The 24,763-nt window shown below is 50.0% G+C and carries 20 protein-coding genes and 1 pseudogene; 2 read left to right on the top strand and 19 right to left on the bottom strand.

Annotated features, from left to right (window positions below; translation table 11 throughout):
- Positions 1–646 precede the first annotated feature (646 nt).
- Positions 647–829 (top strand): hypothetical protein, encoded by a 183-nt coding sequence (locus tag P3T20_RS25105; protein WP_429288190.1) that lies wholly within the window; start codon positions 647–649, stop codon positions 827–829.
- Between the two features lie 340 nt (positions 830–1,169).
- On the opposite strand, the gene P3T20_RS25100 is transcribed toward P3T20_RS25105, so the two are convergent.
- The 13 genes and pseudogenes from P3T20_RS25100 to glmS all read right to left on the bottom strand — a co-directional run bounded on the left by P3T20_RS25100 (position 1,170) and on the right by glmS (position 19,998).
- Positions 1,170–2,195 carry a hypothetical protein gene (locus tag P3T20_RS25100; RefSeq protein WP_429288189.1) on the bottom strand — a complete coding sequence of 342 codons (1,026 nt, stop codon included), beginning with the start codon at positions 2,193–2,195 and terminating at the stop codon, positions 1,170–1,172.
- A gap of 53 nt (positions 2,196–2,248) precedes the next feature.
- Positions 2,249–4,387 (bottom strand): peptidase domain-containing ABC transporter, encoded by a 2,139-nt coding sequence (locus P3T20_RS25095; RefSeq protein ID WP_429288188.1) that lies wholly within the window; start codon positions 4,385–4,387, stop codon positions 2,249–2,251.
- Positions 4,387–5,679, bottom strand: coding sequence for an HlyD family secretion protein (locus P3T20_RS25090; RefSeq protein ID WP_429288187.1), 1,293 nt, complete (start codon positions 5,677–5,679; stop codon positions 4,387–4,389). The genes P3T20_RS25095 and P3T20_RS25090 overlap by 1 nt, the downstream gene beginning before the upstream one ends.
- An 83-nt stretch (positions 5,680–5,762) precedes the next feature.
- Positions 5,763–6,932, bottom strand: a complete 1,170-nt coding sequence (locus P3T20_RS25085) for a hypothetical protein (protein WP_429288186.1) — start codon at positions 6,930–6,932, stop codon at positions 5,763–5,765.
- Positions 6,933–7,006: 74 nt separating this feature from the next.
- Positions 7,007–7,138, bottom strand: coding sequence for a hypothetical protein (locus P3T20_RS25080; RefSeq protein ID WP_429288185.1), 132 nt, complete (start codon positions 7,136–7,138; stop codon positions 7,007–7,009).
- 434 nt (positions 7,139–7,572) lie between these two features.
- Entirely contained in the window at positions 7,573–8,427 is an 855-nt protein-coding gene (locus P3T20_RS25075) for a hypothetical protein (protein ID WP_429288184.1), read from the bottom strand.
- Between the two features lie 17 nt (positions 8,428–8,444).
- Positions 8,445–9,968 carry a class I tRNA ligase family protein gene (locus P3T20_RS25070; RefSeq protein WP_429288320.1) on the bottom strand — a complete coding sequence of 508 codons (1,524 nt, stop codon included), beginning with the start codon at positions 9,966–9,968 and terminating at the stop codon, positions 8,445–8,447.
- A gap of 57 nt (positions 9,969–10,025) precedes the next feature.
- Positions 10,026–11,429, bottom strand: a complete 1,404-nt coding sequence (locus P3T20_RS25065; RefSeq protein ID WP_429288183.1) for an HAD-IA family hydrolase — start codon at positions 11,427–11,429, stop codon at positions 10,026–10,028.
- A 24-nt stretch (positions 11,430–11,453) separates the two neighbouring features.
- Positions 11,454–12,716 carry an aspartate aminotransferase family protein gene (locus tag P3T20_RS25060; protein WP_429288182.1) on the bottom strand — a complete coding sequence of 421 codons (1,263 nt, stop codon included), beginning with the start codon at positions 12,714–12,716 and terminating at the stop codon, positions 11,454–11,456.
- Between the two features lie 20 nt (positions 12,717–12,736).
- Entirely contained in the window at positions 12,737–14,008 is a 1,272-nt protein-coding gene (locus P3T20_RS25055; RefSeq protein WP_429288181.1) for a hypothetical protein, read from the bottom strand.
- A gap of 959 nt (positions 14,009–14,967) precedes the next feature.
- Positions 14,968–16,065 (bottom strand): IS21-like element helper ATPase IstB, encoded by a 1,098-nt coding sequence (istB, locus tag P3T20_RS25050; protein ID WP_429288180.1) that lies wholly within the window; start codon positions 16,063–16,065, stop codon positions 14,968–14,970.
- A gap of 6 nt (positions 16,066–16,071) precedes the next feature.
- Positions 16,072–17,594 (bottom strand): annotated as a pseudogene (gene istA, locus P3T20_RS25045) (IS21 family transposase).
- A gap of 574 nt (positions 17,595–18,168) precedes the next feature.
- Entirely contained in the window at positions 18,169–19,998 is a 1,830-nt protein-coding gene (gene glmS / locus P3T20_RS25040; protein ID WP_429288179.1) for a glutamine--fructose-6-phosphate transaminase (isomerizing), read from the bottom strand.
- A 159-nt stretch (positions 19,999–20,157) separates the two neighbouring features.
- On the opposite strand from glmS, the gene P3T20_RS25035 reads away from it, so the two are divergent.
- Positions 20,158–20,649 (top strand): Lrp/AsnC family transcriptional regulator, encoded by a 492-nt coding sequence (locus P3T20_RS25035; protein WP_429288178.1) that lies wholly within the window; start codon positions 20,158–20,160, stop codon positions 20,647–20,649.
- Between the two features lie 741 nt (positions 20,650–21,390).
- Here the strand turns inward: P3T20_RS25035 and P3T20_RS25030 are convergent.
- From P3T20_RS25030 to P3T20_RS25005, 6 genes are all read right to left on the bottom strand, one after another.
- Positions 21,391–21,804 carry a hypothetical protein gene (locus P3T20_RS25030; RefSeq protein ID WP_429288177.1) on the bottom strand — a complete coding sequence of 138 codons (414 nt, stop codon included), beginning with the start codon at positions 21,802–21,804 and terminating at the stop codon, positions 21,391–21,393.
- Between the two features lie 207 nt (positions 21,805–22,011).
- Positions 22,012–22,527 (bottom strand): hypothetical protein, encoded by a 516-nt coding sequence (locus P3T20_RS25025; protein WP_429288176.1) that lies wholly within the window; start codon positions 22,525–22,527, stop codon positions 22,012–22,014.
- A gap of 14 nt (positions 22,528–22,541) precedes the next feature.
- Positions 22,542–22,784: a hypothetical protein gene (locus P3T20_RS25020; RefSeq protein ID WP_429288175.1), complete on the bottom strand. Its 243-nt coding sequence runs from the start codon at positions 22,782–22,784 to the stop codon at positions 22,542–22,544.
- Between the two features lie 15 nt (positions 22,785–22,799).
- Positions 22,800–23,321 (bottom strand): hypothetical protein, encoded by a 522-nt coding sequence (locus tag P3T20_RS25015; RefSeq protein WP_429288174.1) that lies wholly within the window; start codon positions 23,319–23,321, stop codon positions 22,800–22,802.
- A 45-nt stretch (positions 23,322–23,366) separates the two neighbouring features.
- Positions 23,367–24,044, bottom strand: coding sequence for a hypothetical protein (locus tag P3T20_RS25010; protein WP_429288173.1), 678 nt, complete (start codon positions 24,042–24,044; stop codon positions 23,367–23,369).
- A 117-nt stretch (positions 24,045–24,161) separates the two neighbouring features.
- Entirely contained in the window at positions 24,162–24,422 is a 261-nt protein-coding gene (locus tag P3T20_RS25005; protein ID WP_429288172.1) for a hypothetical protein, read from the bottom strand.
- Between the last annotated feature and the right edge of the window lie 341 nt (positions 24,423–24,763).

The raw sequence follows: 24,763 nt of genomic DNA, 5'->3' as shown, positions 1-24,763 counted from the left end.
ATTGCCGGCGGAGCGAACGACGCTGTACTCTATCCGTGAGTGACGTGACCGCGCAACGCAGAAATCCACCCGTATTTCCTCAGGAGACGACTTTTAGGGGCATTCTTGGGGGCATAAATTCTCAAAAATCCCCAGAAACACCCTACCCTGCGAGAGATATGAATTCTGTCGGGACCAAGTTGGCGTTGCATAAACGGCCTTTGACTTGCATCACTCCCACAGGCGGACGTGGCTTACCGCGACATCGGGCCCTGCCTGCGGGCCGCCTCAAGAGGTACATAAGGCCTCTACCGCGATCCCAACGGGCACATCTCTAGGACCAGCGCAACACATCACGTTAAGGTGCCCGTAGGTCCGTCGGATCGACGAGGGTCACCGCTCACGGTATGATTGCAGCTTCGTACCCAGATCGCCCCCTAGTTCAGGGGGTGGAATGATAGGCGCAAGGCTTGTTAGATAAGACCTCGGTCTATCGCTATAGCAAATCTGTAGCACCCCAAAATCCCCGATCGCATCAGTGGACCTTCACTACGTCCAACATTGCGGGCTCATCCGGCAGCGGTCGGCCACAAGCGGCCGGTCGACGCGAATCGTCGACAATTATGGGCCGAGTGATTCTCCGCAACCGGGAAGGAAGGCTATCTGTATGAAACTCTCCGAGAGCGTATCGCTCGTCGGATTCGTTGCCATCATCGCAGCGTCGACGGTAGTCGTCAGAACCTGTTCTTCTGAACCGTCGATATCCCCAGCGGCTTTCGACAAGACGTTGGAAATGATGCGAGTTGATATGCGGGCCGCGACGGCGACGGGTGGTGTACCACTCTCCTGACGATAATCAAAAAACGCAGATCAATCGAATTAGCATATCGACGTCTATTCGTGCCGATACATGGGCCGGCATGGTGAGCATGGAGTGTCTATGTATCTCTGGAAAAGAGTGGTACGGGGGAGACGGCGCAATCTGAGCAAACTGCGGCACGGCGACGCTATCGCCGTCGCGGCCTTGATGCGGCGTCGGTCCATCGTTTTTCGCAGCGCAGCAGGCTTTCGTTTCCGGTATCTCCTCTCTTTGCCCGCACGCATTGGACGGCGCGCTTGTTACGAATGCGATACATTATGCTCGAGTGCCGCGCAGACATGCCTACGACTGTTAAAGGTGAATAAAAACCCTACGCATGGTTCTTTGCTGATTCCCTAAGTATTCCGGATTTGATAAGTAAGGCCGCAACTTTCCTCAGATCCTCTTCTCTAATCGCGTGGCCCGCCAATTTCCCGTACCGCAGGCCTAAGGTGACCAGGTCATCAATAGAATTAGAAAACAAGGCGAATGAAAAAATTAGCGCAACGTTTTTACTACTGCCCATAAACGGCTTTCCAACATAAAAAATATATTTTCCATCGCGCCTGTTACACAATGTAAATCTGTCACACAATAGTGATTTATTAAATGCTATTGGTTCCAAATCACCAACACAGCGAGCCAAATCAGGAAAAAAAGTGAATGCTTGAATCTTTCTAACAAAGTTAAAAATATCATCAATCCAGCGCATCCACTCTTTCGTTTCTAAACCGCGAGAAAATTGTAGCGATACGTATTCCGCGACAAGAGGTGAGGCTGAACCGAAAGTCTTACGAGCTTTCTTCAGGCGCCACTTCTGGCGAGGTTGGGACTCTGCGCGAGCTGCAAGTAGTCCATCCAAAGCGTACCCCATTAGCACTTGACCGGTAAGCGCGGCAGTCTCGAAGTCACCTTCACAGACACTGCCTATGAGATCCTCCGAAGACAGGACACATTCAAATGAACAAAGGTCAACTAGAGCTTCGTCGAACAGCGCCCACTTAACGTCCCTTATATAGCCGCCCCACACGTTTTGTCCGACAATAGGGATTGCCGTTCGAACTTTGTGAAGGAAATCAATTCTTTGGGGATGCAATTTTCTGTTATTTTCGATATCAATTCGATCTCGCAAAATCTCCCATGCGACGAAATATACGTCGATGACATGCCCGGCAACAGAAAACTGCGACCACTCCTCGGTCAGGGGCGAATCTTCAACGATCACCATAAAATCGATATCGGACGTAGAATTGGAAAATCCTTCAGCCCGAGAATTTATCAGCAAGACGCAAGATCCGCCTTTTAAGCGATCCGACGGAATTCCCTCGACCAATTTTAAATATTCATCTTCACACATAAATCATCCACCGAATACACATTACAGTATCCCTCCAATGAAGATCTAAACAATCAATCAACCGATGAGCGCTCGAATGTTGGGTGAGACTCGGAGACTGTACCTTTCTCGACAATTACAACTCGCTCCGCCATAGAAATGGTTTCTGGCCTATGAGCCACTAAGACCCGTGTTAAGCGCATCGACCTCAAGGCTTCATTTACAATTTTCTCGTTTCCTATATCCAGATTACTAGTTGCCTCGTCCAAATACAAAATTTTCGGTCTTCTATATAAAGCTCGCGCTAGAAGCACACGCTGCTTCTGTCCTCCGGATAGGCCAGTTCCGATCCCTCCTATAAGAGTCGCGTATCCCATTGGCATCCGTTTGATATCGTCATGAACTGCCGCTTGCCTAGCAGCCGCCTCAATCTGCTCGCTGTCTAGATCTGGATCAAAAAAGGATATATTATCCCTTATGGAGCCAGAAAAAAGCGTATCGTCTTGCATCACCGTACCGATCATCTCTCGAAACTTTGAAATACCGATCTGTGACAAGGGAATTCCGTCGATTAAGACCTCTCCCGCGGTTGGTTTCAAAAGCCCCAGTAAAATCTTTAATAAGGTTGTTTTCCCTCCGCCCGATACTCCCGTGATAGCAACACACTGGCCCGGCGATACAGTTAAATTCACATCCTTCAATACAAATGGCTCATCGTCGGAATATCGATAGCTGATATTTCGTAACTCCAGAGAAGGAACTTGAGATACTTCTTCATCTCTCACCGCTAAGTCCTCAGTCTCCGCTTCGGTCATCACAATATCCGCAAGCCTTTCGCTGTGCAGACTTAGCATCCTGAATTCAAAAAACTTGTCGATTAGCGTAGACGCTCTAGTTGTGAGCTGCTCCTTAAGACCAACAAAAGCTATCAGCATTCCGGCAGTAAACTCATTATTTAACGCCAGCCGGGCACCAATGCATATTATCAATATCCGATCCAAGCTGAACAAAACATTGTTAGAGAATTGAGAAACGATATTCAATTTAGAAACCGACAGTTCCGCGTTTGTTTGATCCGCTAGCATATTCATCCAGCCCACCCTTCTCTCGGACGCCCGATTGAATAGCTTTATACTTTGAATTCCGCGCGATGATTCAAAAAAATGCGTTTGTTGTCTAGCAGTATAAATGACCTGGTCGCGGGCTCGTTCTTTAAGGGGTCGATATAAGACTTCCCTTAACAACGCATATAGCACTAGAGCACCAACGCTAATAGAAGTCAAAACAGAACTGTAGAAAAACATAACAAAAATTATAAAGATCGAGAGCATACCATCCAAGAGCGCATCGATAGCTTGCGTCGTGATACTCTTTTGGATCGTTTGAATGGCACCAAACCTAGAAACAATGTCACCCAAATGCCTGTTTTCGAAAAATGTCAGCGGCAATTGCATCAAATGGGAAAAAACATTACCGAACCACTGAAAACTAATATTGGCCGAAATTGACGCCGTAAACCACGTCCGAATGGCAGTCAACAATGCCTGCAAAATCGCAATCGACGAAAATCCAATAACTAAAATCCAAAGCAAACCAATATCTTTACTAACTAAAACCTGGTCAACAACCCACTGCATTAAAAATGGTGTCACAGTTAGACACAGTTGAATGCCAACGCCTAAGCTGGCTAGAACAATCCATCCTTTTAAAACGCCGCTTATTCGTCCGGTGAGATCTGATATTTTTACTCTGGGAGACGTCTTTCTAGCGACGAACCGTTCGGTTGGCTCCAGCTCCAACGCAACGCCCGTAAAATGTTTTCCGGCCTCTAATACAGACACGGTCTTCTCCCCGAACGCCGGATCGTTGACGGTGATAAAACCTCGATCAACACGTGTTAGCACGACGAAGTGATTCATATCCCAGTGCAGGACACATGGAAGTTTAACCATATTGAGCTTAAGAAGATCCACCCTAATCGGCCGAGACTTGAGATCCAACTTTCCAGCGATGGTCATGATTCCTTTCAAAGTTGAACCTTTTAAGGAAATGGAAAAAGATTGACGCATCAACCGAAGATCAGTTTGATGGCCCCAATATGATGCGACCATCGCAACACATGCCAGCCCACACTCAGCTGCCTCCGATTGAAGAATCAATGGAACTCGCTTTTTACCCCAAAATCGAAGGATTGGTTGCTTGTTAACTTCCATCAGGATCCTCTCAGCATTCTTTTTACCGGATAAAACATCCATCGATAAATTGGCTGTTTTTCAACAACGACCGTTGCATCGAATTTCATACCGGGCTTTAACACAACGTCAATATTTCCACTCTTAATGGCTTGACTCGGAATTCTCAGTCTCACCCTATAATAGGAGTCTTCAGACTGTTCGAGTTCCTTTCTGTCATGAATCAAAAGATCCGGTATGCTATCAGGCGGCGTCGCAACCTCCGATATATTCACCACGGCCCCATGGAATTGTCCGTAGGATTGGAACGGAAAAGACGAGTAACGAATCATCACATCATCGCCGATCTTCATCGATTTAATTGCCTGAGACGAAACATATGCCTCACCCTCCATGATCGAGCCGCGCGGTACAATCTCCGCGATAGTTTGCCGGCTATTCACCACCTGACCTAAATCAAAATTCACATCACTTATAATTCCATCAGTCTGCGCACGTATCAGCCACCCAGCTCGAACACTGTTGGCCAAAAGCTCTTGATCGATTTGAGATATTTCGCGCCCCAACTCTTCTGATTTCACCCCATTTTCTTCTTTCTCAAGCAGATACTTTTCTTCGAGACTGCTGATCTCTTCCTGCCTTTCCGAGGCAACCTGCTCTAATTCTATTTTTTTTGCTTTCTGTACCGCTACGTCGATTTCTTTTTCTCTTTCCACTGGAATCGAAACCGCGTGCGCGTCGAGCAACGTTTTATATCGCCGCAAAGTTTCCTCGGAGAACGAGATATGAGCCACTTGGAGAGCAATTTGCTCCTCAATATCTTTTGTCTGAATAATTAAATTTTGCCTATCTGAATCCGCTACTTTGCCTTCAATGTCTACTTCATTTTGCAATCGCTGTATCTCTCGAATCAAGCTTAGTTTTTTACTTATAAGTATTCGCTTGGATGTCAAATTTGCGCTAGCATAATTTTCATTCGACTCGTCGTTCACAAGTAAAAATAAAGGGTCTCCCGCATGCACGTAACTTCCATCGCTCACATATTTTGTATGAACTACTCCCGACTCAGCCGACTCCACAGTAACAACACCCAATGAGGGCCTTAAATATCCCGACATTTCCACCTTTTGGCTATATGGAACCAAAAGGATAAAAAAGACAAGCGCAACACTGAAGATTGAGGCAAGTCGCGCAGCCCAGATTTGAAAATTCGAAGTGAAGATGACAATTGAACCATAGCCGCCGACTGAGGCATTTTGTAATGCCTCCTTTCGAAACAACGGGGATGGACTCTTTTTATTTTCGTTGGACAAAGACACAGGTTCCACTTGGCTCTAAAATTTGGCACAAATTTCACAGCTGAAAAAATAAACAGGTTCCCAGTTTGCGAATTTAGTCATGCAGGGCTCTCTCCAAAAAAGACTTCCACGTCTTTTTGTACGTACACGTGAGGATGTGCTTGTAGACCCAATATCTCCTTAAGCTTAACGTCCCCTGCAGAAAATAATTCAAAAATACATACACTTATCGACGCCCACATCTCCTGCAAAATCTCTTGATTTTGGAGAAATTCGTTAAGCCTACTCTGAATTATTGAATACATTTCTGTAAATTCGCAATAACTTGTATATATTTTTCCTTTTTCTTTCAGGGCCCAGTCTGGACGTAAAAGGGATCTGAGTCCCCGGTACTCAAAAGGCGAAATCTGTTGACCAGCCTCAATGGCAATTTGAAAATGTGCGATCGTATACCGACACTTATATTCCTTCGGCATTTTGTTCGAAGACCTTTTCTGATGCGTGAATAACCAGCATCGCAATGCCTCATAAAGGACAGAGGCGCGCTGCAATACCCACAACACATAATTAACTTCAATAGTGCTCCTATCCTCCTGCTCTATCTCAGATGTCGGTCGTATGCCTTTGCTGTTCGAAATCTGAAGGATAATTTGATCAACTACTTTAACAATTTGGGTTGATGAAGCCGGGCAAACCTCCTTCTTTCCTATCAATCTTTCCCGGGTGTTTGCGAGCTTATACATTTCCTCCCCAGTTAGTACGTCGTGCGCTTCAAGCCCTTCCTGAAAGGCGCAAGATAGTATGTCAAGCATTCCTAGCGAAAACTTATAAAACGAACTTTCGACTAAAGACAACGGGCTCGGGACTGTTCCCATGTCATTCGCACGAAGGATACCAATTATGGGGATTGCCTTTGAGGCAGAAAACACTTTCCACAAATCTAACAAAGACACACTCGGGCCGATTGAAAGCCCTGAACAGTGTTCGGCGGCAACTGAAAGCCGGTTTACTTTTTTTACTATTCCATCATAATCTTGGCTAAACCTACGCAAGGCCCCTGTATTCATCGGCTTATCAATGTCCCGTCTGGAATCTTGATAACGGCAAGGAGAAAAGTCTGTCCGGGATATCGGAAAACCGCGAGATCGACCTTCTGCCAGTGGACGTCCCCCTGCATCCAGGCCATCGATTGGCTGAAACATTGCCATCGCAATACGTTTCTTGAGAAACAAACTGGAAATCGCAAATGGAAAGCCGTTGATCAACATAGAATTTGACAATCGATCTGTTAAGAAAACAGGGCGACTTAAAGTCGCCCCGCCGGCAACGCTACAAGTTCCTGTTAGTCGCCCGGTGCCCGATCATAGAGCGCTTGTCCGCCAGAGATGCACAGAATTTCGTCTGCGGTCAGCTCGCGAATTTCATACTCTTCGCTTTCCGAATCAAAGCCAAATGTTTCTTTTGACGTTTCCATTTAGTACTCCTAACAGTTACATTACAAAATCCGCCTCTTCTTGCCTGACTTCCTTCTGAGACGGGGGATTGGCAATCACCGATCGCGCATTAAAATTCGATCAGCACACAACGATGAATGCAATATTGAGCTTAACACATCTATATTCAAATCTGAAATCAATAATCTTCTGAAATGTGCTCACGAAAGTGTATTACAGCATTCGCGCACTGGTTATTCAAATGGCTTACACCGATGGGACCGCCGACACTCTGTCTACGATCGGGTTGCTGCCGGCGACTCTGAACAACTACTCGTCAGACACAAAGTGGGAATAACAGACATTTTCCATCTCCAATTCAGGGTATATGAATCCGTTTCCGCGAGACACCTGACCACCTCTCCTCCATCGCACCCCTCCGATAAGTAATTGAAAGTCCCTATTCACCTAACTCTTATTCCGGTGATCCTTCATTATTAGCACGGCGTTCAGACCACAGCTCGTTCTGGCTTCCTTCAGTGTCAAACCGGCTAATCACCTTCAGCTTCATGTTATGGCGGTCAAAAACTGGTTGTAATAACTGCAACTGAGGTTCGTCTCCGTTCGCTATGACCGCGCTACCGTGCACCTCAGCTTGGATATATAGACGGACCACATCCCAAGTCGACCGGTTCGGAAGGGCTTCGGCCAGCACGGATAGCCCATAGTCAATGCTGTTCGGATCACCGGGATACAGGATTGCCTGACTACCTAGATCTAAACTTTGTTCTAAAGACGTAAAGAGACCAGCCCAGCCCTTTTCTTGTCGTATCTTCCATAATTCAGATGCGAGTTGGGCCGCCTCGGCGGGCGAGATAGTTGACAGTCGACCGAAGACACCCTTCTTAGACCATTCTGGCCATTTCGTGCTCGGAATGTAAGAGTTTTCACCGAAAAGTATTTCATAATTTGCAAGAAATTCTTCTGCATCACCCGGACAATGTACCGCGTTTTCATAAGCACAAGTTTCAAATCTCGATCTTATTTGCTTCTTGATTTCTAGAGAGTTTTCAATCGCTAGCATCCCTTCAACCAAGATGGCCTCGCAGAAGCCATTAGTCATATATTCGACGTAGATAGCGGCATTTATCGGATGTAGGCCGGCTGAGAAGATCGGCCACAGCCGTGGAATATCCTCGCGCTTGAAATTAACTATTTTTCGTTGTAAAATCGATAGACCGTTCAGCTCGATAGCAGCTTCCAGCATTTTCCGCACGGCAATCGAATCATATCCGTCCGGTTTTAATAAAAACAGAGATCTTTCCGTCATTTTCTCACTCAATTTTACTAAATTTCAGATTTGGAAATGTGACAGATACTCGTCAGCTTATCCGCTGTGAGATCCCATTCAAAATTCTGGACAGTGACATTTCTTTTTGAACACACCAAGCCGGAAAACTCAGTTACGCGAATTTCCCCTGCCAACCCAAGACTTTCCCATATACTGGCAGTCAAGTGCGGTAAAAATGGGCATCCTAGTATCGCCACACCGTACAACCAGCACGCGTTAGATGACGACTCTTGATGCATCCAGTCGATGAAAATCTGACAAGCTAGTTCCCTGTTAAAATTCTTAGGCCTAAGGAAGGCCCTTTGGGCTGCGAAAGCGGCTGTCAATTTCTTTGTCATTGAGATTTTAAATTCATCCGGCAAATCCATCAAACTTGGAATCACCCTCGCCCGAATCCAGTTTCTCAAAAGGTTAACTCTTTCAACGATGAAATCTATTGTAATATCGAAAGTCTCAAGATCGAGACTTATTTGTGACAAGCAAAAACGAAGCTCGTCAGCGGTTATGATATCCTCGCCAAAGACTTCAGCTATCCAAATGCCGTGTTTTCGGCTGGTGGAGCATTTACTTCCCTCGAAGTGCAGAAGGGAATTCACAACGATGGTGTCAAACAGCAGTTTGGACGACGATGCCAGAGACAGCACCGCGGGTGCCACAAGACCAACTCCCGCGTTGTCCATGCCAAATAATGCGACTATTTCGATGTTTGACTCTGGTGTTTCGGCACCTTCTTTTGCTTCGAAATTTCGCGAGACAAGATCGATCAGATATCGACAAAATCCGAAATACGTATTCGTCAGAACGTTCTCGGCTCCAATCAGTTCGCTTTTAATACCCCAATCCCCGGGTTGACTTAGGCGCACAAACTTGGAGCGCTGAAGATGGCGCTGCACAATCCGCAGATACCGTTCCGCTACACCTGCCTCTTTTAAAGCTCTCAGTATTTCATGTGGGTTTGAAGCCTCAACGAAATACGCTGGGGTGCTAACCCACTCCAAACCGCTTTCGTCTATCCGGGATTTGGGATCAATTATCTCGTTTGGTTGGAAGCCCGCACCACAGCGCACACACGAGTTGCCGGCAACGTCACATTTGCATTCGGGACATTTTCCTGTAATCCAAGTGCCTATGACGTATTTCCCAGTTGCGATGGACCTGGCCATCTGCTCTGGGATCCTTTGGCATGCCCCGATACCAATCATCCGCTGCAAAAACTGTTCATGTGATAACCCATAGCTATCTCGGTGCTCATCGGAAACGGGATCAACCCAAATGGATGGGAGAATATTAATCTTTGAAAGATCATCACGAATTTGTGCGCTCTTTTCTCTAGCGAACGTTGTCGGATCCATCTTAGCTTGCGTCGCCGCGAGTACTACCCAGTTTTCCCACGCGTCACTTCCACAGGCTAGCGTCACGGCGTGACCCTCACGCTTCAACGCGCGACTCAATATGTCCGCCTGCAGATATGGACCCGCTATATGTCCTATGTGGAGACGCCCATTCGGCGTTGGCTGCATTGGTAGCAGGATATAGTGGTCTATCTGTTTCATAATGTCTAATGATCTGAACACTGTTCAAGAGTTAAGTGCCAGGTTAACTGCTTCCTTTAAATCTCCGATCGAAGCACCTTCCCACTGAACATCGCGGTCCGTTTTATACAAAACGGCCTCCAGGCCGACACTTTTAGCGCCTTCTAACTCACGGTCGTTACCATCTCCAATATACAAGCAACGTTCCGCGGCTACTCCAAGCACGGACAACGCTGCGAGATAAAAATCAGGGTCTGGTTTCAGAAATCCAAGTTTCGCCGAAAGAAATAGATGGTTTGCAAGACCCGATAGAGCGCTTTTGCCCATCAATTCCTCGACATCGCTCGTACAGTTGGACAAAATCGCAGTTGCTACGCCATTTGCCCGCAATAGTCTCAAGCAAGCGGCGCTGTTCGCGCGGGGGGAAAGAAAACAAGCACCGTGAATCCGAGATCTAACTTCTTTGATGGCACTAATGACGCGCGCGGGATTGGGTTTGCCCAAGGTTTCGCATAAATCACGCAGGTAGTCACTAAGATCTGAAGTTTCACGGATGTGGCGAGTTGAATGCCATAGTTCATCGAATTCACGAAGTGGCAAATCCAGAATTCTAGCTGTTTCAGACCTCGTTATCTGTTTGGCTGCACTTGGGAGAGGCACCAAAGTATCCCAAAGATCGAAGATTACTGCGTCAAATTTTCTATCTTTGCGGTTTGGTGATTTATTTTGTATATGCAAAGTAGATGTTGCTTGCCTGTCAACTTGTTTGATATGACCGATAGAATGACTTATCCTTTTAATGGTTGGATTCGAATAGTCTTCATTATTTATAATGATATTGGCTATCTCAACGGGCTTAAACAACGCTTCGTATGCGATCTGTGCGGGGATGAATTTCGACAAATAGTGATGTTCAACTTCTTCATCAAACCGCGCGTGATCACGAACGTTTGCTCTCTTTAGTACCGTCTCGAGCGAAGCATCAACGTAAATTGTGAAATCTCTAAATTGAAAGAATTCAGATTTAAGAAGAAATACCCCTTCGACTATTACTATAGATCGGGGTTCGACAAAAAATTGTCGAACTACCTCCATTTTATCTGTGTCGACGTTTAAAAGTCTTAGTGTTATGTCTATTTTGGAAGACTGCCGAATTGGAATAAGCAATTCGTTAATCAGCTTTTTGTGATCAAAGCTTCGCTCATAGTAGGCTACAGGCGGTTCCATCGTTTTATCATAACGAATATGTCGCGGGTTATGAAAATCGTCCACATGTACCAATTGCACGCGAAATCCCTCTTCCTCGATATACGACGCAAGTAGATTTGCAAAATGTGATTTTCCAGAGCAGTCCATGCCCGTGATAAACACGAAAAGCGGCTCCGAATGCAGCCAACCTTTGGTCATGGCCGAAAAGACCTCTTGCATGAGTGCTTCGCAATTACTCATATACTTAGATCCTGTCGGATTATGCTACGCGATTGAGGCCTGTCTTACCACTTTCTCAAAAATCGTAAGCGCTTCCTCAGCCTGGTCCATTGTCATAATAATGGGCGGCTTGAATTGAATTACATTACTATGCGCCCCAACACGACTCACCCTGGTTACAACGCCATTTCGCATCAGCTCCTCGAATATTTTTTTGGTGATTTCTGTGTTTGGATAATTTCCTTCCTTTGTAACAAATTCAACGCCGAATAAAAATCCATGCCCTCTTACATCCCCAATAACTGAGGAAATATTTTTTAGCGCCCGTAATCTAGATTCGATGTATTGTGCGACAACAGAGATTTTTTCGAAGAAACCTGGTTTCTTCAAAACATTGAGCATAGCGAGGCTTGCTGCACAACTCACCGGGTGAGCGCCAGCTGTAAATTCGTGATCACCGTATTCCAAAACGTCAAATTCCGCTCGGAAGACGGTTGCCGCTATTGGAAAACCAGCCCCTAACCCCTTACCCAAAGTCAGTATGTCGGGAACTACATCATACAAATCCATGGCGAATGTGGTACATAACCACCCGAACGCCGTTTGTATTTCGTCCCATATTAGAGGAATCGAATTTGATTTACAAAATGATTGCAATCTCTTATGATAGTTTTTTTTCGGAATTAATACGCCTGCATCCACCATGATAGGCTCAACTATGACAGCAGCCACGTCATCTCCACATATCTTTTGTATGTTTTCAAGGGGCGTCAGACATTCCGCATCGCACGTCTCTGATTTAAGACCCAGAGGGCACCTGAAACAATATGGCGCCGGAAAAAACTCCACATTCCGCTTTCCAAGAAATTTGGTATTTTCGTGTTTCCCGCTTATTCGCATCGTTTCGAAAGATTGTCCCAAATGACTTCTCTCTCTAGAAATCACTAGGCTCCGATTTGTCTTTTTCCGAGCCATCTTAACCGCACCCTCGTTCGCCAAACTCCCTGTTACATTTGCCAAATTGACTGTTGTAAGCGGCTCCGGAGTAATTTGTACTAGCCGTTTGTGCAATTGCTCAGATACATCACTTGAGAAACGGGATGAAGCATAGGTCAATTTATTTACCTGCGTTTCGACCGCAGATATAATTTCCGGGTGACATTGACCTAAATTGCTATTGAGTGTTTGGGAACAACAATCAATTAGCCTCTTCCCATTCGAGTCGAACACTTGTGCGCCCTTCCCCGAAACCAGTTTTACCTGGGAGGGCTGAGTATTTCGAGAATACACGTTAATTTCGTTATCCATAGCTCTCTGCAATATATGTATTAGCCGATTTCCAAGGTTTCGCGGAAAATGGCATCTATATGCAACCTCACGCCTTCATATAAGCGGTGCCCATACGCGGCTTTATCGCGACTTTCCTTTGGTGTTGGATTGACACGAAGGACGCCGACTCCCGGAGCGAGTAAATTCTTCTTACTTAACAAAATGCCGGATTCGGTAATATTGATTGGCGAAGTTAGGTTTTCTACCTCTCCGCTCTCATAATGAATCGCTATTTTTGGCCACCTACCTTGATAGCCCATGGCCTGAACTACGACATCCGCCACATAAAGCACCGAGCTTGCATTGGATATGTTCGAAACCCTATGACTTTCGACGTGGTCGAGACGATTATTTAGCAAATCGAGGCATGCTTGTCGAGAATCATGCCGTAACCCTGAATCTCGAAACACAATGCCACTTTTAGCGCATAAATGCACTTTTCGATCGAAAACTTCCAGGTCGGCAAATTGAGGGGCACCTTGTGCCTCTTGTTCATTTCGATATAAAATCCGAAATTTGCTTCTGTGGATAATTGAGAGCGTATAGTTTTGGAAAGTTATTGACTTGCTGAATTTGGATTCTTTTAGTTTTTTAATTGCAAGTACCGATGAAAATGCGCTATGCGAACTTCCAACGATGGCAATTTTTTTTGCCGCAAGCAACCGATTTGATAACTTAACATTCATCCGCGCCGCCAAGACTTCACTGGAAAGAAATGTTTTTTCTTTCCAGTGTACAAGGGATTCATTTAGCCTTTCACTTCGGCCGCTCGCAATCACACAGAAACGAGTCGTCACTCTGCGTCCATCTGAGAGAGTCAAAACTGACTGAGGCGATTCTGAATGGAAAGTGTCAATTCTTATCACTTTACATTTAAGAAGAAGTTTTTCGGGGCCGATCAGCTTGGTGATTTCGGATCCTGCGTGACGAAGTGCTGAAGCCAATTCCTGTAAGGCTACTGGGGTCTCACTTCTGGCGATTCTCGAAAATGCAGAAGTATCCAGAAGGTGTGCTAGCTCACCAGAGAATTGGAAGTGCCGAAAGAAATCTCTTCCGACTGTGCTTGAGGTTCCACCGAGCTTAGCGTACTCCCCCGGTCCGATCTCGGATTGATCGGTGATAATAAGAATATTTCGACGCAAGATTTCGGGATACGACAGCAGAAAGCTGGTCGTGCGATAACCTGCTCCAATGAATACAATGTCATACACTTTGGCCAAATCCTCCGAAGCACTCGGATTGGCGGAATTTTCAGCGAGCCGTTCATTCAAAACCACCACCTCCTCCCTCTTTTTTGCGGTCTAAGGGGTCGAAAATCACTATGGATACCTAATTTCATGAATTTGAGAAATTTGGACCCGTGAAACGAACTTTCCGCGTTTTTAATCTTCTATGTGGTTTGCCATATTTAACTTAAAATGAAGATACTACTCTACGAACCTCACCGACCTCAAGGCGGATCTGTGGATACTCAACCCCAAGGGCTTACAACTCCCTATTAAACGACCCCTAACCGTCATAACACAGAGCTCTTTGTCATGATGGGCACGAGTGCTTGAATGGCGAAGATCCACTTCGCATAGCCAACGAGGGCCGTCCACCACCTTCCAGTTGCCTCCGATATGGATGTTTCGTCGGCTTTCTGTTAGGAATGCGAAAAAATTGAATGCCTGCGATTCGAGCTTCACCTTTGACCCACGCCACTTTCATTGGTGCCTATTGCCTCTAGTTACGAGTTGCCGGTGATTCTATGCTTGCATAATTTATAGATGCAAGTCGAAAATAATTACGCATAGCCCCCAATTGCTTTCAAAGAGCTTTACCTGTCGGCAGCGTTGCCGGTGAACAGATATCGTCATGGTTGAAAACTCAATTTGAGAGCAGCAATAAGCAGAGGTGGCGCTAGGGATTTACATGCGGTTTGCATAGCAATGCGTGAAATATTTGATAATTTTTTGTCATATTTTGTGAAGGGAGCATTTGTAATCCAACTCAAATCTCATATCGGCTATACGCAAACGTGACTTTGACCACGCTCGATAGCACCGCGTATCGGCTGCGCAGCCGCTGCAATGTCCGGAATACGGTTGATCTCGGTTGCTGTGCGGTTTGTCTTCCACTAATGGTGTGCTAGATTTGCCGTGAAAGTAGATATACGACCACCGAGATTTGCGGCTATCGGCCGCCGGTGGCGTCGCTGCGGCCCAATGCAGCGGCGGGTCGGCTCGCGTCAATGAGAGGCGTTTGATGGCTGCCCTGTGGGCAGAACAGCAGCGGGTACCGCAGTGTGTTCGAGGAGGTAGAAAAGCCGGATTGATGTACGTCTCGTTGAGTGGCCGATCGCGATTGTGTGCCCGGAACTGGTGTAACAAGTACTTTCAGCGTAAAGTTGTCGGCCCACTCTGCGAAGATAAGACTTAAATGGCAAGCTGCCCTTGAAGCGGTAATTTACATGTGTCACGGATCGGCGTAATGACGCCGGGGATGATCGCCGTAATGGCGCCAGTTTGAAGTGAAGTAAAACGCGGATTCGAACGAACTCAAGGATGCTTTTTTTGGTCAATTTCGCAAGTCGTGTCTGGTCGGGTTCAGGCATCGGCCTGGGCGTGCGGAAGCTGTCACCATCGAGCACGATGCGATAGGCGCCGTATCGCATGCGATCGAGTGTGGCGGCGCCGAGGATGCGGTTGCCGGCAAACGCATCGCCCCATTCGCTGAAGTCGAGGTTACTCGTCAGGGTCGTTGCGGCGGTCTCATAGCGTTCCGCGATCAGGTCGTGGAAGTCTTCATCCTGCGGCGAGCGCAGCAGCTTGAGCGCGAACTCGTCGACGATCAGGACCGGTATGCCTGCAAGCTGCTTCAGTTTGCGCTCGTAGGTACCGGTCGCGCGCGCTGCCTGCAGACTGTTCAATAGCCTGGTCTGCGTGGCGGACACAACATCACGCCCCCTGCCGGGCGGCGCAATTGCCGAGCGCCTGGCTAAGTGCGATTTGCCGGTACCGGTTGGCCCGGCAATGAGAATCGCGACCTTCTCATCGATATAGCGACCGGTAGCGAGGTCGTGGATTTGGGTTCGATTCAGGTTCGGCAGCCGGTCGAAGTCGAACGTTTCGAGAGTCTTGCGCATTGCGAAGCCAGCACGGGCCAAGCGGGTGCGCAGCTTCTTCTGGTCACGTCCGGCGACTTCGTCGTGCAGCAGCATGGCGAGGAACTCCGTGTAGGCGAGCTGGCCGTCAATGGCCTGCCGGTTGCGCTGCTCAAGGGAATCGAGCACGCCAGACAGGCGCAACTGATTGAGGGTCGTGTTCAGTTCAGGACTGGGATTCAAGGGCTTTTAGTGGATCAGCAGGGATTGGAGATTGCGACCGAAGGGCCGCCGTTGACGTAGGTATCGGTAAGCGTTTTCGGGGACTCTGCGATGGGCTCGCTCTCCAGGCCTTTGTCCAGAATCGTCTTGACGGTTCGCCACCTCGTGCTGGCATGCGCTAGCGCCCGTTCGCACGCAGCATCCGGCATCCAGCCGGGTGTCACCAACCTTGCCGCGAAGCCGGATGATGCCCTGCGCGCCGCGCAGGTTGACGAGCACCTCATCGTTGAAGAGCGCCAGAATCAGCGCGTGGCAGGACGGACCGATTTCTTTGGCCTGCGCCAGACACCATTGCGGATCGTGTTCGAGCCACGCCTGTGCTGCCGGCGGCTGATGATCGCGAACGGTTGAGCGCGCACCGGGTTTGCGCAGCCGGGGATGGGGGCGACGAGTTCGTGCTGATGGAACAGCTGCACGACCGTGTCTGTCGCCTTCACCCACAGCGTCTTGCCGACCAGGGCGAACGGCACCGAGTAGAGCGCCTTGTGATGCTGGATGTGAGCGTCGCGATGAACGGTGACCGTGGACCATGCTGCGAGCACCGGCGGCACATCGGGCAGCGCCGTCAACAGCGGCTTCTCGATGGCGAAGCGCGCCAGCGGCTGTTCGCGTGTCGTGCCGTGCTCACGAACGCTGGCTTCCTACATGATCCATCCGCGCAGTTGCCGATTGGCATCCGGCAGATCGCGAAACGCGCGCAGCGGCATGATGGACTTCTTGACGTATTTGAAGCCCGATTCAACGACGCCCTTCTTCTGGGGGTCGTGCGGGGGACAGGCATCGATCCTGAAGCCATATCCTTCAGCGAGGCCCGCGTAGGAGCGCTGGACCTCGGGGTCGTACGTGCATGCCCTGATGATTGCGCACTTCGCGTTGTCGATGATGATTCGCCCGGGGCAGCCGCCGAACCACTCGAAGGCGCGCCGGTGGCAGGCCAGCCACGTCTCGACGGTCCGATCGAACACGAGTTCGACATACTGATGACGCGACCAGCATAGCGTCATGACGAAGAACCACGTCTTGAGCGTGTAACCTGATTCGTGGATGAGCGCGGGACCGGCGCCGAAGTCAACCTGCGCGGCATCGGCCGGCGGGAAGTCCAGAATCGTCGTCGCGGTGACAATGCGTTCGGCCTCCAGATGCTTGAGGAAGCGACGCACAGCCGAGTAGCTGCCGGTGTAACCATGGTTACGCTTGAGCGCACTGTGAATCGTCGTGCCCTGCACGTCAGCCTCGAAACAGTTGCTGATCTGCTCGCGAAAGGGCTCGAGAGTAGACACGCAGGTGCTGGGCAGGTGCGGCGTGCGGCCGAACTGACCGGAGATCACGGTGTCTTGCGGCAGCGGCTGCGCCGGATCGAGCCAGCCGAGATCCTGCGCCGTGCGCCTTACGGCGGTGAGCTTCTTGCGGCCCATGAGCCCGGCGCGCGCCATGTCGCGGTCGGAATCGCCTTGCCGCATGCTGACAAGGACTTGGCGGTACTCAAACAATTCGAACCTCCGGTTGGCCATGGGCGCTCCGCTCAGAAAAGAGCGAAGCTTACGCAGTTGGGAAAGTTCGAACCGCGTTCTGCTACACGGCACAGATGGCGCCTATACGCCGATCATCGAGTGGCGCCATCACGGCGATCATGGACTGGCTCCATTACGCCGATCCTGCGCTGGCGCCTATGCGGCGATCATCAATTGGCTCCTATACGGCGATCCGTGACAACATGCTATGACCGCCCCCACTACGCTACACTTTTTTGCAACCGCGTAGGGTTGAGGTAGACCACGTCGAAAACCTTGCATTTTCGGGAAGCTTTAATGAAAATTACAATCGGTTGAACGCTGCATGCCGGCGGTGCGTGGCCGATAGAGAACGACGCCAAGGCAGGTGCCACGGCCTTGGCTTTGAACTCGGCGAGACACGGACGGCGGCGACGCCGGCCTAGTGGGACTTCTTTGGTAACCACCCTTGCCGCATTTGGATTAGTTTCACTTAAGCCTTGTCCGGTCTGTTTCGTCGTTACGCCAAGTGAACTGTTAGAAACGGCTACGGCTCACGCTGCGACTAGCAAAATCATTCTACGGTCACGGATTTGGCAAGATTTCTCGGTTTATCAATATCAGTGCCGCGCATGAGTGCAGTATGAAGAGCCAGCAATTGCATGGGGATGGTATGCAAAATCGGAGACAATAGACCGTAATATTCCGTAAGCCGTATTATCTCAATTTCCGGACTGGGTGATAGTCCGCAATCTATGTCGGCGAAAACAAAGAGTTTTCCGTTACGGGCATGTACCTCATGGATGTTCGACTTCAACTTTTCGAGAAGGCGGTCATTTGGTGCGACCGCGACTACGGGCATCTCATCACTGATCAACGCCAAAGGCCCATGTTTCAGCTCACCCGCAGCGTAGCCCTCGGCGTGAATGTAAGATATCTCTTTCATCTTCAGCGCCCCCTCAAGAGCGACGGGATAGTGCATACCTCGCCCGAGAAAAAGGATGTGCTCTTTACGGTTGAGGATTTCCGACCACGCGATGATTTGAGGCTCGAGTGCAAGCACTTTACTCATCGCGTCGGGAAGATGACGCAGCGCTCGTAGATGGATTCTCTCGTCTTCCTCGGAAAGACAGCGGCGGACCTTTGCTAAGGTGAGGGCAAGCATGAACAGCGCTACGAGTTGAGTCGTGAATGCCTTTGTCGATGCAACGCCGATTTCAATGCCCGCGCGGGTTATGAAATTCAACGCGCATTCACGAACTAGCGCACTCGTCGGTACATTGCATATAGCCAACGTTTTGAGCATACCTTGTTGCTTAGCTACATGAAGCGCTCCGAGGACATCGGCGGTCTCTCCGCTCTGCGACACCGCAACAACTAGCGTGTTCGGATTCACGACGCTTTTGCGATATCGATATTCGCTCGCGATCTCAACGCTAACCGGTAAACCAGCGAGGCTCTCGATCCAGTATTTGGCCGTTAGCGCCGCATGAAAACTGCCACCACAGGCGAGCAGCACGACAGAGTCGACGTCCTTCATCACGCGCCACGCGTTGTCCCCAAACAGTTCTGGCTCGATCGACGACATGTCCTGCAAAGTGTCCGCCACAGCACGTGGTTGCTCGAAAATCTCCTTTTGCATGTAGTAACGGTATAGGCCAAGGTCGGCCGCACCACTATGTGCTGCGACCGTGTGAATGTCACGTTCGACGCGTCGCCCGTCAGCATCTACCACCCAGTGGCGATGGAGTTGAATATCCACTACATCGCCGTTCTCCAAATATGCGATCCGGTCTGTCACGCTCGACAACGCAAGCGCATCCGAAGCGATAAAGTTCTCGCCATCGCCGAGACCGATGACGAGTGGCATACCGTCGCGCGCGCCGACTAGTCGGTGCGGCTCGTCGCGGCATATGACCGCGATTGCATAACTGCCGCGCAATTGTTTGACCGCCTCTCTGACCGCGTCGAAGAGATCGCCGTTGTATAAGTGGTCAATAAGGTGTGCGATTGCTTCGCTATCAGTCTGACTTGAAAACACATAGCCACGAGCCATGAGCGTCGCGCTCAGCTCCTCGTAATTCTCGATGATTCCATTGTGGGACAAAGCAATCCGAGGCGACTCGGCGTTGGGCGAAAAGTGCGGATGCGCGTTATCCGTGACGGGCTTACCGTGGGTTGCCCAACGCGTGTGAGCGATGCCCGTATAGCCGGACAAAGACAGATTCGATATTTCCTGCTGCAAAGTTGCCACTCGATCGACGCTGCGTGCGCGCACTAATCCGCGGTCTTGGTACAGCGCAACGCCGCACGAGTCGTATCCGCGATATTCAAGCCGTTTAAGGCCAGTGACGAGATCCGGCAAGATATTCCGTTGTGCCACAGCACCGACAATTCCACACATCGATCTTCTCCAAAAGGGTCCCTGGGGACCGATGTCTCGATACTATGATTGCTCGTGAGAAATTTAATTTCATTTTTTTGGAAAAAATGGTATATTTGTCGATGTGAATTCGGAAATGAAATTTAATTTCATTCTTTGCTCTTGTTTCTCGGTGTGACTATGCCCATTGATAGGCTGGATGACCTCGATCTGCGAATCCTTAGCGTCCTACAAACCGATTGTGCTCTTTCGAATGTTGACCTAGCTGAACGCGTGCACACATCACCACCAACGTGCTTACGGCGCGTGAAAAGGCTGCGGGACAGCGGCGTGATAAAACGCCAGATCGCGATAATCGATCATGAAAAACTCGGTGAAACCCTGACGGCAATCATCGAGGTGACTCTAGACCGGCAGACAGAGGAAGATCATGAGACCTTCAAGACGTATATATGCGGCGAACACCCGATCACACAGTGCTATCGAGTATCGCCGGGGCCGGATTTCATTGTGATCGCCCACGTTGCGAACATGGCGGCATATGACAGGTTCGCTCGCCGACTATTCACTTCGGCATCGAACATCCGTAACGTACGAACTTTTTTCTCGACGTGTCAATACAAGTTCGAGGCGAGTGCGCCCGTGCAGCTCTCACTCGAAAGCGCTCAATAAACCTGCTCTCTTGTCGGCCCGCCGGGTCGTGCGAGACGCGCTATTTTTAACTTAAAATCGCAAAACGAAATGCATCCTGTTTGGCCAAATCTCGACAAGAAGCGACAAGCTTCTATCGGATCCAAGACTTCTCCGGGTGCACAATGATGCTAATATGAGCGCATTCTGGTGGCAGCCAGCGGTCCGAACGCGTCGGACACGATTAGAGCGCTTGGCACGCGCCCGCTAACGGGGCCAACCCTTGCATTCACGGACCAGCTCAGGCCACGACCTCTGGTGACTAACTGGTTGCCCCGTTGTGCGCTCCGCGGTGATTTGCTCAACCTCCAGGACCTGCAATACACTTGGAATCAGCGGATAAGCCTTCCGTTGCACTAGATCGTAGTAGGGAACGCAGGCAAGCCTAACGACTTCAAGTTTGACCCACCGCGGTAACCACGGTGACTTTTCAAACGCGTCGAAATACTCCTTCAAACGGGAACCTGCCTTCGGATAGAAACGAGACTCGCCTAGCGCGCATGGACAACGCGTCTTTAATCCGCTGTGGCAATGAATCGAGTCCGGAAACCATCGCAAAGTTGCCGTCTTTGGCGAACGGATCATTCGCCGCATTCGTCGCCATCGTTTGCCCGAGCTTGTGAGCATCCACTCGCTGAAAGCGCTCCTCGACCGTGCAGTTGAGCTCGATCGAAGTACCTGTCCGGCGCCATGCCGGCCCCTTCGCAAGCTGCCTGCCATCACCTAGCGAGTTGTCCAGCAGATACCGATCGTAGGAATCGATAGTGTCGAACCGCGCTCGCTAAAGTCAATCAGCGCTCGTAAGTCTCCTTCGACGAAATGATCAATTCGTAATGACCAGTTTTTGTCGGCGGTACCTACGGTTTCACCGACACCGACGATATTGGGTCCAATGGCGATGAGATCCGAGCCACGCAAGCACCCGCGCCCCGCGTTCAGTTCATCGGCTATAAAGCGCTCATGCTCGACCTTCATTTGCTTAAGTATGTTCGCCGTATACTTAGCCTCGTCGCGGTCGATCTCGATGCTATGTGTAGCGCAAAGCCAGATACCGTTGCGGATGTCTTTTCGGTCTTCCGAGGGCATGTTCGGATCGTAGCGGCGACCCTGTGCGGCCGAGTTGATATGCGCGGCCACGCCCACATCGGTAACCGAGTTAGGCGACTCGTCACTTGGTCCCGCCGTTAAAGCACGGCAGGTGGGCATTGAGCAACGAAAGCCGGCACGCATCGCGAGATGACGTCTCGTCGTTGGGGAAAACTCGGAGCCTTCTCGATTGTTCGTCTCGGTCTTTTCCTATCCGGCAGCCGACCGGAGCGGAGTGCCACAGCGCTTGCGCTTTTCCTATATCTGACCAAGAACGCTCACCGGTGTTTGCAGCAGGACTTCCCACCTAGGAAGGCGCATCGCGCCTATCTGCGGACCGCACTCGCCACGCCAGTAAAAGTGAGCTAACTGCGAGACCCGCAACACGGACGTGCTAACGTTTAGCAGCGACATGTTTGCGACAAAGCCGTCGCCGCTCTCAACGCGCCAAATCGGCGCTTTGTGTGAGCCGCTTTCCAGACGAAAACTACGCGCTTCATCCTCCGTTCGCCAAACAAAGAAAGATGTCATCCGCGATGGCTTATCTGGAAAATGGGCGCGTCTAACATACTCCCAGACCAGCTCGCTCGACGGGTCCGGCTGATTGGCCGAGCCATTCAAATATCGCATTCCGTGATCTGTAAGGCCGTCAGGGAAAAGATAGGAGGAGTGGGCAGCTAAGTCTGGAAATTCGGGCAGTTCAAGCATCCGCAACACAATCTCTTGGTCCTGCGAAAGCAGGCACAATCGATCGACCGTGTAATAAATGGCCATCGCGCTTTTCCCGGTTATGACTGAAGTGCTGCTATCGCTTCACGCACGCTTTCGATCATGGTCTCGATGTCCTCGGCCGTCACGTTCGGTCCGAGCCCCACCACCGCTCCGTTTTGAAGTTCGCGAATGCGTCCGTTCATGATGTCAATCGCAAGCTGGCGGTCGCCAGCCCCCAGTCGATCGTTCATCGACTTCGTTAGCGTCCCGTTACCCACGGCCACGAACCTTGCGTACTGGAGAACCTGATACTCAGTCATGTCTTTTCCTCGGCGCTAGGCGCCCGCGCTATGTCTAACGGCAACTCGATCGTCCGGCCAAAGCACGAGCCAACCATCGTTGCGGCCCGCATGCGGAATGATGTTTCCGAGGAGCGAAGTGCAAAACAGCAAAATACCGAACATCTGACAGCTGGCCATGACCCAAGACATCGCGAATGTCAGCGATACCGAATAGTAGACGGATAAACACAGAACGGCGCACGCCAAGTCCCAGAATGGGCCTGCGCCGGCGATGACGCGCCGCTTCGCCCGCGGAAGCGCGTAATAGGCCCCATCGTCGAAGCTGACTGCGAACACGGAGAGGAACCAGAGTTTCGAGATGCCCCTGCGGCCGAACACGACGAACGTTCCAGATAGGCCGAACATGCGACCGGCAAACCAGTGCGCCCCCTCGTGTCCCCCAAGCCAGATCGCCAGCATTGGGAACATCGAGACGCTCGTGTAAAACGCTTGGTCCGCCGGCAAGCGGAACATCAGAAAACGCGCCGCAAGAAAGTGATGGAACGTTGCACTCATGATCTAGTATCTATGTCCTTTTCCGTAATCACTGAAACTCAACAATCAGTCTGTTGTCGAGCCGCTGGTAGATGTCCATGACGTTGGCATTAACGTGCGAAGTTTTTCGACGTATTGGATCATCTCGCCGATCCAGCCCGCAAGATCACGAAAACTCACTTCGTGTTCAAAAATTTTTATTCGATCAATCGTCTTCTTCGTCTGCCTAGAGATTTCAATATCGTCTACCGGTACTTCGGGACCGGTCGGCTGAATCATGTATGTCAAATCGCCTTCAAGCGAACCGTTCGCCAAACGGTCTTCGATATGTTGTATGGTGTTTCTGACTTCTCTCACGCGATCGCTGATGGCACTGGAAATGAACCTCGGCTTTTTCTCGTTGATGACCGAACGAGCCTTAGCCGTCAGTTCCGATCGGCGGCGCAGTGCGCCAAACGCACGAATGGCAAGATGGACGTTTGTTATGCAGGATTCGAACCGTGACACGGATCTATAGGATTCGCTTACTTTGATGGTGTCGTGCGAACCGAAGTATGCCCGTAGATGTTCGTCTGCGGATCTGTAGTCTTCCAACGCCGAAAACGTACACCGGACGAAGGTCGCTGAGAGCGAGATTACCCGGGGCGAGTCCGAGAAGTGTCCGATCAGCATTTGCGAGCCCCAATATCCTACGAACGGATTCGACTGGTTGGGAATTTCGGGTATATCGAATTCGATGATCATGGAGCTTCCGTGCTTGGCGCTTTAACGAGAATGATCTGTCCGGCATCGGTCAATTCGCGCCACAGTGCCCCACTAACAATCATGCCCGTTGGCTCCGATCCATTCGCAACGCGAGCGTCATATGCCGTCTCGAAGTTGGGTAGAAATTGGATCATCTGTTTGCTTTTCCATTGCCTCTTGGATTCTCGCGCGCACCCTGGTCGCGCCCACAGAGACGATCACGATGGCCGCGCTCACCAGCATCGTTTCGAGGTAGCGCTGAAGGCCTTCAGCAATGCTAATGTGATGCGTCGCTACCCCGACGGCAACCAGCGCGGCGATAAGTCCCGCCATCACCGCGAGAGAGAACCAGTCGCCAAGAAATACCGAAAGCCCCAAGCAGTTCCATAGTGGACAATTTAACTTTCTTCATCGTACTTTTCCGTGGGTTAAAAATTCGCTGGGTTCGATTTCAACCGCATCGGATAAAACGTCTCGCAAGGCTCGTTTGTGTCGTGGCGCGCGTGACAGCAGAACCATACCTCCCAGCCACTTTTCTTCCCGCCGTAATCCTCAGCATCGTCGCCCGTCCAAACGACTTCATCATACCCCTCGCTTCCGCTGCAATGCGTACATGCAACGGTGGCTGGATAAGTGACCCGCGACAACAATTCAGCGGACATGAAGCGATGTTCGTGCGTTACGCTTTGCCCGTCAGCCGGCATCGACCGGCTTTTCCG

It is taken from the genome of Paraburkholderia sp. GAS206C, assembly GCF_050435645.1.
GTDB lineage: Bacteria > Pseudomonadota > Gammaproteobacteria > Burkholderiales > Burkholderiaceae > Paraburkholderia > Paraburkholderia phenazinium_B.
The sequence above is the reverse complement of the archived record's forward strand: the minus strand, read 5'-3'. Positions and strand labels throughout refer to the sequence as shown.

Excerpts from the sequence above, each read along its gene's own strand:
- P3T20_RS25020 (WP_429288175.1), bottom strand. The coding sequence starts at position 22,784 with ATGACTGAGTATCAGGTTCTCCAGTACGCAAGGTTCGTGGCCGTGGGT.
- P3T20_RS25015 (WP_429288174.1), bottom strand. The coding sequence starts at position 23,321 with ATGAGTGCAACGTTCCATCACTTTCTTGCGGCGCGTTTTCTGATGTTC.
- glmS (WP_429288179.1), bottom strand. The coding sequence starts at position 19,998 with ATGTGTGGAATTGTCGGTGCTGTGGCACAACGGAATATCTTGCCGGAT.
- P3T20_RS25035 (WP_429288178.1), top strand. The coding sequence starts at position 20,158 with ATGCCCATTGATAGGCTGGATGACCTCGATCTGCGAATCCTTAGCGTC.
- P3T20_RS25075 (WP_429288184.1), bottom strand. The coding sequence starts at position 8,427 with ATGACGGAAAGATCTCTGTTTTTATTAAAACCGGACGGATATGATTCG.
- P3T20_RS25010 (WP_429288173.1), bottom strand. The coding sequence starts at position 24,044 with ATGATCATCGAATTCGATATACCCGAAATTCCCAACCAGTCGAATCCG.
- P3T20_RS25085 (WP_429288186.1), bottom strand. The coding sequence starts at position 6,932 with ATGTTGATCAACGGCTTTCCATTTGCGATTTCCAGTTTGTTTCTCAAG.
- P3T20_RS25060 (WP_429288182.1), bottom strand. The coding sequence starts at position 12,716 with ATGGATAACGAAATTAACGTGTATTCTCGAAATACTCAGCCCTCCCAG.
- P3T20_RS25095 (WP_429288188.1), bottom strand. The coding sequence starts at position 4,387 with ATGGAAGTTAACAAGCAACCAATCCTTCGATTTTGGGGTAAAAAGCGA.
- P3T20_RS25065 (WP_429288183.1), bottom strand. The coding sequence starts at position 11,429 with ATGAGTAATTGCGAAGCACTCATGCAAGAGGTCTTTTCGGCCATGACC.
- P3T20_RS25100 (WP_429288189.1), bottom strand. The coding sequence starts at position 2,195 with ATGTGTGAAGATGAATATTTAAAATTGGTCGAGGGAATTCCGTCGGAT.
- P3T20_RS25070 (WP_429288320.1), bottom strand. The coding sequence starts at position 9,968 with ATGCAGCCAACGCCGAATGGGCGTCTCCACATAGGACATATAGCGGGT.
- P3T20_RS25025 (WP_429288176.1), bottom strand. The coding sequence starts at position 22,527 with ATGGCCATTTATTACACGGTCGATCGATTGTGCCTGCTTTCGCAGGAC.
- P3T20_RS25080 (WP_429288185.1), bottom strand. The coding sequence starts at position 7,138 with ATGGAAACGTCAAAAGAAACATTTGGCTTTGATTCGGAAAGCGAAGAG.
- P3T20_RS25105 (WP_429288190.1), top strand. The coding sequence starts at position 647 with ATGAAACTCTCCGAGAGCGTATCGCTCGTCGGATTCGTTGCCATCATC.